The following is a 1425-nucleotide window of genomic DNA, read 5'->3' on the forward strand; positions in this document are numbered from 1 at the left end:
GACCTTGTCAGTGCCGCTTTTGGACTGGTTGACGCCCATACTAAACGCGGTCACTGTCTTATCATGGCTAGCGACTAGCTGATAGAACTGGCGAATACTTTGGATACTGACTTGGCAAGCGCTTGCCACTTTCTCAATGCTCCATGTTTTAGCCGCACTCAAAGCGTCATCAACACCGCTCGCATACTCAAGATAAGCCTCATCTGCGCATTCTTGCTCGCTAAGATAATGCAGTAGTCCATTGTATAAATGCGTATCGGTGCCCGCAGCGATAGGCAAATGTAAATCTGCAAACTCGCAAGAGTCAGTACGGCGCGGGTCAATAACGATGAGTTTTTTATTAGCATTCGCTTTTTTGGCAGTAAGGAAGCGCCCAAATAATATAGGGTGACACCATGCCATATTGGAGCCAACCAGCACTAATAAATCACAGGCTTCTAAATCCTCGTAGTTACCAGGGACGACATCTGCGCCAAACGCACGTTTGTGTCCCGCCACCGCTGATGACATACATAGACGCGAGTTAGAATCGATATTGTTATTACCGATAAAGCCCTTGATAAATTTATTGGCGACATAATAATCTTCAGTCAATAGCTGCCCTGAGACATAGAACATAATGCTGTCTCGACCATGTTTGGTAATAGTGTCATTTAGGCGCTGAGCAATATCTTCTAATACTGTGTCCCAATCCGTATTTTCTATGAGCGCTTTTGTCGCAGATGCGTTTATAGCTTTATTACTAGAAGCTGTATCTAATGGCGCTATTGGCATAGCCTGTTGTCGTTGCATAGACATCAGTTTGTTTTGATAATAAGGTTCGGTTAAGCGCCGCGTACTACCTAAAGTTTGTGCCAGCGCACTCCCCTTTGAGCACAGTTTGCCAAAATTGGCAGGATGCTCAGGGTCGCCTGTTACACTGATAGTGCCAGCTGTATCAACCTGAGCTAAAACCCCGCAGCCGACGCCGCAATAAGGACAAGTGGTACGAATGGTCGTTACCGAATGGTTGTTTAAAGCGCCTAGTGGCGTTATTTGAGTAGGGTTTGTGGTTGCACTTATATCTTGCGTCGCAATGACTTGGCTTGTCATGTTTTGGGTATTTTTAGAAACCTTTAGAGTCTTTTCGCTGAGGTTGTCATTCATAAGACTTCCTCTACTGCATCCTTTGCTATATTGCTTGAATTTAGGGTATTCAAATCACAGTAGGCCGCACCATAGATTAAATGCTCTCTTATCGCTGTAATATCAGTGCTACTGTTAACCAGTTCACTGTAAAAACCGCCTTCATTTACCTCACCGTAGAGTACCGCGCCGACGAGCTTGTTGTCTCGCAAGTAGAGGCGGTGATAGTGGTTGATGCTGGTTTGCTGATAGGTGATGGTTTCTATATTTAAGGCATCACTTTCATCAAAATCAACTTGT

General features: G+C 44.8%; 1 protein-coding gene and 1 pseudogene. Both read right to left on the bottom strand.

Going from position 1 to position 1425, the window contains the following annotated elements; all coding sequences use genetic code 11:
* Nucleotides 1-1146 (bottom strand): molybdopterin-dependent oxidoreductase (locus JMW64_RS13860; RefSeq protein ID WP_227694312.1); only part of this gene is annotated, 1146 nt, incomplete at its 3' end.
* A pseudogene (locus JMW64_RS13865) lies at nt 1143-1425 on the bottom strand (NAD(P)/FAD-dependent oxidoreductase); the annotation flags it as partial. The pseudogene JMW64_RS13865 and the gene JMW64_RS13860, both read right to left, overlap by 4 nt.

The sequence above is a fragment of the Psychrobacter immobilis genome, assembly GCF_904846065.1.
Taxonomy (GTDB): Bacteria; Pseudomonadota; Gammaproteobacteria; order Pseudomonadales; family Moraxellaceae; genus Psychrobacter; species Psychrobacter immobilis_H.